Origin of the sequence: Methylobacterium sp. WL119, assembly GCF_008039875.1 — a bacterium.
Lineage (GTDB): Bacteria > Pseudomonadota > Alphaproteobacteria > Rhizobiales > Beijerinckiaceae > Methylobacterium.
Genome location: NZ_VRUU01000169.1, coordinates 1 through 5,509 on the forward strand (window position 1 = coordinate 1; position 5,509 = coordinate 5,509).

The following is a 5,509-nucleotide window of genomic DNA, read 5'->3' on the forward strand; positions in this document are numbered from 1 at the left end:
GCTGGTAGGCGGCGACGCGGATCCCGCTCAGGGTGTCGGGCGGGAAGACGTCGCCGTAGCGGCGCCGGTAGCGGTCGATCACGTCCGGGTCCGGCGTCGCGGCGACGGGGGCCGCCATGGTCCCGGCTTCGGCGACGTCGCCGAGGGCGGCGAGGATCGCGACCTCGTCGGCCTTGGTGATCTCGCCGTCGGGCCGGTAGAACTTAAGGCCGTTGCGGTCCTGCGGGATGTGGCTGCCGGTGACCATCACGGCACAGGCCCCGCGCCGCATCGCCTCGAGCGCCAGCGCCGGCGTCGGAAGCGCGCCGCAATCGATCGCCGCGAAGCCCGTCGCGGCGGCGGCGGTGGCGACGGTGGCGGCGATGCCGGCGCTGCTGTCGCGCAGGTCGCGCCCGATCACCACGGTGCGGCCCGGGCAGCACGCCGCGCCGACGGAGCGGAAGAATGCCCCGGCATAGGCGTAGCTCGGCCACCCGACGAGGTCCGTCACCAGGCCGCGCAGGCCGCTCGTCCCGAACTTCAGGCTGCTCACGACGGCCTCTCCACGCCTCTCACCGATCGTCGACGAAATTCCCCTACGGCACGGATCGGCCCAGCGTCGCCCTGGCATGTTCGAGCACGTCGGCGAGCGCCGCGTCCCAGTCGGCCTTGGGCGTCCAGCCGGTGGCCTCCGTCAGGCGCGTCGCGTCGCCGGCCGCCACCGGGATCTCCGACGGGCGCATCCGGTCCGGTGCGACCCGGACCTCGAACGGCACCCGCGCGTGCCGGCGCAGGTCGTCCACCACGCTGGCGATGCTGCGCGGCCGCCCCGAGGCGACGTTGAACACCGACCCGTCCGCGATGTCCAGGCCGCGCCCGATCAGATCGACATAGGCCCGCACCACGTCGCCGACCGGCAGGAAGTCGCGCTCGGCCGCGAGGTTGCCCACCGCCAGCACCGGCGCCACCAGCCCGGCCTCGATCCGCGCGATCTGGCCGGCGAAGGACGGCACCACGAAGCGCTCGTCCTGGCCGGCCCCGATCTGGTTGAACGGCCGCAGGATCACCAGCCGCACCTCCGCCTTGGCCAGCAGGTCGCGCAGGATCGTCTCGCCGAACCACTTCGAGCGGGCATACGGCCCCTGCGGATCGGGCACCGCCGCCTCGGTCAGCGGACGGCCGGCCAGGAACGCCCGGCCGTAGACCTCGCCCGAGCTGACGAACAGGAAGCCCGCGCCGGGGGCGGATCGCGCCACCGCCTCGGCGAGGTTCAGGAGCCCGACGAGGTTGACCCGCCAGGTCTCCCCCGGCGCATCCGCCGATTGCTGCACCGAGGCCATCGCGGCCAGGTGCAGCACGTCGGTCGGGCGGAACGCGGCGACGCTGGCGTGCAGCGCCGCCTCGTCCAGCAGGTCGACCGTCTCGTAGGCGACCCGCTCCGGCAGGACGGCCGGGCGGCCGCGGCCGATGCCGAGGATCCGGTCCGCGGCCCCGGTGCCGGCCGACAGCGCCGCCAGCGCGTGCCGCCCGACGAAGCCGGCCGCCCCCGTGACCAGGATGCGCTTCACGGGCGCACGCGGCTCCGCACGCGGGCCGGGGCCGTCGCGCTGCGGCGCAGGCCGGTCACGCGCGCCCGCCCAGGCGCTTCAGGTCGGCCTCGACCATCTCCTGGATCATCGCCTCGAGGGAGATCTCGGCCTTCCAGCCGAAGGCGGCCTCGGCCTTGGCCGGGTTGCCCAGCAGCACCTCGACCTCGGCCGGCCGGTACAGCTTCTCGTCGATGACGAGGTGGTCGTCGATGGCGAGATTCACATGCGCGAAGGCGAGCGCGCACATGTCGCGCACCGTGGTGGTGCGGCCGGTGGCGATCACGAAGTCGTCGGGCTTGTCCTGCTGCAGCATCATCCACATCGCCCGGGTGTAGTCCTTGGCGTGGCCCCAGTCGCGCTTGGCGTCGATGTTGCCCAGCCGCAGTTCCTTCGCCAACCCGAGCTTGATCCGCGCGACCCCGTCGGTGACCTTGCGGGTAACGAACTCGACCCCGCGCAGCGGGCTCTCGTGGTTGAACAGGATCCCGTTCGAGGCGTGCAGGGCGAAGCTCTCGCGGTAGTTGACCGTCATCCAGTGCGCGTAGAGCTTGGCCACGCCGTAGGGCGAGCGCGGGTAGAACGGCGTCGCCTCGCTCTGCACCTGCTCCTGGATCAGGCCGAACATCTCCGACGACGAGGCCTGGTAGTAGCGCGCGTCGGGCTTGAGGGTGCGCACGCATTCGAGCAGGTTGACCGCGCCCAAGCCCGTGATCTGCCCGGTCAGCAGCGGCTGCTGCCACGAGGCGGTGACGAACGACTGCGCGGCCAGATTGTAGACCTCGTCCGGCTGCACGGCTTGAACGATGCGGGCTAAGCTCGACAGGTCGAGCAGGTTGCCGTCGTGCAGCGCGACGTCGTTCTCGATCCCCAACCACTTCAGTCGGTGGTCGAACACCCCGGCATGGCTCGAGCGCCGCACCACCCCGTGCACCGCGTAGCCCTTCGACAGCAGCAGCTGCGCGAGATACGCCCCGTCCTGCCCGGTGATGCCGGTGATCAGTGCCGTCTTGGTGCTCATCTGCGAAGCCTCTCCCTCTGAACGTGACATTCCGTCGGTCGATGAGCGAGAGGCCGCCGCGATTCGCGACTGCATATCCGCCGGCATCCGGGCCTTCAACGCGTGAACGGCCCGACATCCGTGGCCGATCCGCGGGCGGCGTGCGGGTCCGGGCCCCCGGCGGCCGTCGCGTCGCCCGCGGCGTCGCGCGTCCGCCGCCTGCGCGAATCAACCCGCCCTCTCGCGAACGATGCGGAAGGTTTGGCCAAGGACGCCCGTCCCTGCAACCCAAGCGAGTATGATCGCGCGAGATATCTACCGAGGCGTGCTTTCGGCGCCGCCGGCGCGCTACCGCGCGCCGATCGCGCTCAGGTCGCGCCGTCCGTCGCGGCCCTCCTCGGCGGCCGGCGGGCGGAACCGGCCGGCGATCTCCGAGAACGCGTCCTGCATCCCGTCGAGGCCCTGCACCGTGACGATGCTGGAGCCCGGCCCGAGCGGCGGGATGAAGCCCGCCTCGGACAGGGTCCTGAACACCGAGAAGTTCAGGTCGTTCTGCACCTTCTGGCCGAGGCTGACGTCGACGATCATCACCACGAGCTCGAACTCGAGGAACGGGTCGCCGATCTTGCGGAACACCACGCGCGGCGCCGGCTCCTTCAGCACGTCGGCGTGCTGGGCGGCGCAGGCGAGCAGCATCTCGGCGGCGCGCGCCGGGTCCTGGTTGCGCAGCACGTTGACCACCAGCGAGACCCGGCCCGTCCGGTCGCCGCGGACGCGGTTCTTGACGATGCCGGAGATCAGGTTCGAGTTCGGGACGATCACCGCCGAGCGGTCGAAGGTCTGGATCTCGGTGGAGCGCACCGAGATGCGCTTCACGATGCCCTCCGAGTCGCCGATCACCACCTGGTCGCCGACGCGGATCGGCCGCTCCCAGAGCAGGAGCAGGCCCGAGACGAAGTTGTTGACGATCGATTGCAGGCCGAAACCGATGCCGACCGAGAGCGCGCCGGCCACGATCGTCAGCTTCTCGAGGCTGAGGCCGAGATAGGAGAAGGCCAGCGCAAGGGCGAGCAGGAAGCCGCAATAGCCCGACACCGTCGAGATCGAGTTGCGCAGGCCCGCGTCGAGGTCGGTGGCGGGCAGGTAGACCTGGTCGAGCCAGCGCTGGACCGCGCGGGTGATGGCGATGCCGAGGACCAGGATCCCGAGGCCGAGCGCGATCGTCGAGAGCGAGATCGTGACGTCGCCGACCTTGAAGCCGAAGAAGGCCTGCCGGATCGAGGAGACGATGTCGGTCGAATCGAGGCCCCAGGGCGCGAGCACCAGGAGCGCCACGATCAGGAACAGCAGCACCCGCGCGGCACCGGTGGAGAGCACCGCGATCTGGTTGAGCGAACGCTTGCGCAGGCCGGTATTGGCCTGGAGCGCGGTGGCGAGCCGGGTGTCGTCCGAGAGCGAGCCTCCGACGAAGGTGTCGGCGCTCTGCACCAGCAGGTAGAGCAGCACCAGAAGGCTCGCGGTCCAGACCAGCTGGTCGATCACGAACGCCGCGAAGGCGACGTAGCCGACGAGGGCGGCGACGCCGATGACGGCCACCGCCGCCCAGCCGACGAGCCGCGCCGGGCCGCCGATGCCGGTGGTGGTCTTCGTCGGCACGTAGGGGCCGAAGCAGGCCTCCTCTTCCTCCTCCTTGTCGGCGAAGCGGTGCAGGCCGATGGCGAGGATCAGCGCGGTGGCGACCGCGCCGATGCCGCGGGTGGCGATCGAGATCGGCAGCGCCGCCGAGATGCCCGAGTTCAGCGCCTCGATCGACTTCACCACGGTGATCACCGTGGCGATGCCGACCGCGAGCCGCGTCACCCGGATCGCCGCCGCGTCGCTCACCGGCGCCGGCCGCCACTGCGGCTTGTCCGGCGAGAGCAGGCCGTCGCACAGGGCCTCGACGAAGGCGATGAAGGCGAGGCCGGCCAGGATCGCGCCGGCCACCGGAAGCAGCCGGGAGGGCAGCAGGTCGGTGGCGTCGAGGGCGTAGTACACCGTGTAGGAGCCGATCACCGCCGGCACGGTGCCGAGCAGCAGCACCCGCCACGCGCCGAGCAGGGTCTGGCGCCGGCTCGGGTCGGTCATCGCCGCGTCGCGCCGGCCGAGCCGCGGGGCGATGTTGCGCCGGCCGAAATACAGCGCCACGGACACGCCGAAGGCGAGGCCGAGCATCAGCAGGTTGCCGAGCGTTCCGTTGCGCGAGAACAGCAGCAGGATGTCGGACAGCGCGCTCTGGAGCGAACGGATGTCGCGGGGGACGTCGGCCGCGACCCGGCTCCAGAGCTGCGGGCTGACCAGCGCCTGGCTGCGCTCGAACAGCCCCTTGGTGAAGGATTCCCGGCGCCGGTTCGAGACCCGGTCGATGATCTGGTCGCCCTGGACGAGGAGCGAGCGCGCCAGCCGCTGGGTCTCGTCGATGCGCGAGACCGCCGCGTCGCGCTCGACCCGCTCCTGGGCCACCTCCGGGCTCTCCTCGGCGTCCTTCGGCTTCGGCCCGAGCTGGGTCAGGCGCTCCCGGGCCGATTCCAGCGGCGCGTCGAGACGGCCGATGATCGTGCGGATCTCGTCGGTGACCGGGCCGACGCCGTCGCGGATGGCGGAGAGCTCCGGCGTGCCGAGATCGGTGCGGGCCAGCTCCTTCTCGCGCGCGGCGAGGTCGTTCTTGGCCGCGTCGAGTCTGGCCCGGACCGCCTTGAGCGCCTCGGACATCTCGGGTTTCGGAGGGGCCGGCTTGGCGTCCGCCGGTTTCGCCTCGACCGGCTTGCCGTCCGCAGACTTGCCGTCCGCAGACTTGCCGTCCGCAGACTTGCCGTCCGCAGACTTGCCGTCCGCAGACTTGCCGTCCGCAGACTTGCCGTCCGCAGACTTGCCGTCCGCAGACTTGCCGTCCGCAGACTTGCCG

General features: G+C 71.5%; 3 protein-coding genes and 1 pseudogene. All 4 read right to left on the reverse strand.

The annotated features are described in order from the left end of the window. Positions 1–532, reverse strand: a pseudogene (locus FV227_RS27520) (phosphomannomutase); the annotation flags it as partial. Positions 533–575: 43 nt separating this feature from the next. Then, entirely contained in the window at positions 576–1,547 is a 972-nt protein-coding gene (locus FV227_RS27525; protein ID WP_147860362.1) for a GDP-mannose 4,6-dehydratase, read from the reverse strand. Positions 1,548–1,602: 55 nt separating this feature from the next. Beyond that, positions 1,603–2,586, reverse strand: a complete 984-nt coding sequence (gene gmd, locus FV227_RS27530; protein ID WP_147729024.1) for a GDP-mannose 4,6-dehydratase — start codon at positions 2,584–2,586, stop codon at positions 1,603–1,605. A 327-nt stretch (positions 2,587–2,913) separates the two neighbouring features. Further along, on the reverse strand, positions 2,914–5,316 hold the full coding sequence (locus FV227_RS27535) for a DUF3772 domain-containing protein (RefSeq protein ID WP_147860363.1): 2,403 nt from the start codon (positions 5,314–5,316) through the stop codon (positions 2,914–2,916). Positions 5,317–5,509 lie beyond the last annotated feature (193 nt).

Excerpts from the sequence above, each read along its gene's own strand:
- gmd (WP_147729024.1), bottom strand. The coding sequence starts at position 2,586 with ATGAGCACCAAGACGGCACTGATCACCGGCATCACCGGGCAGGACGGG.
- FV227_RS27535 (WP_147860363.1), bottom strand. The coding sequence starts at position 5,316 with ATGTCCGAGGCGCTCAAGGCGGTCCGGGCCAGACTCGACGCGGCCAAG.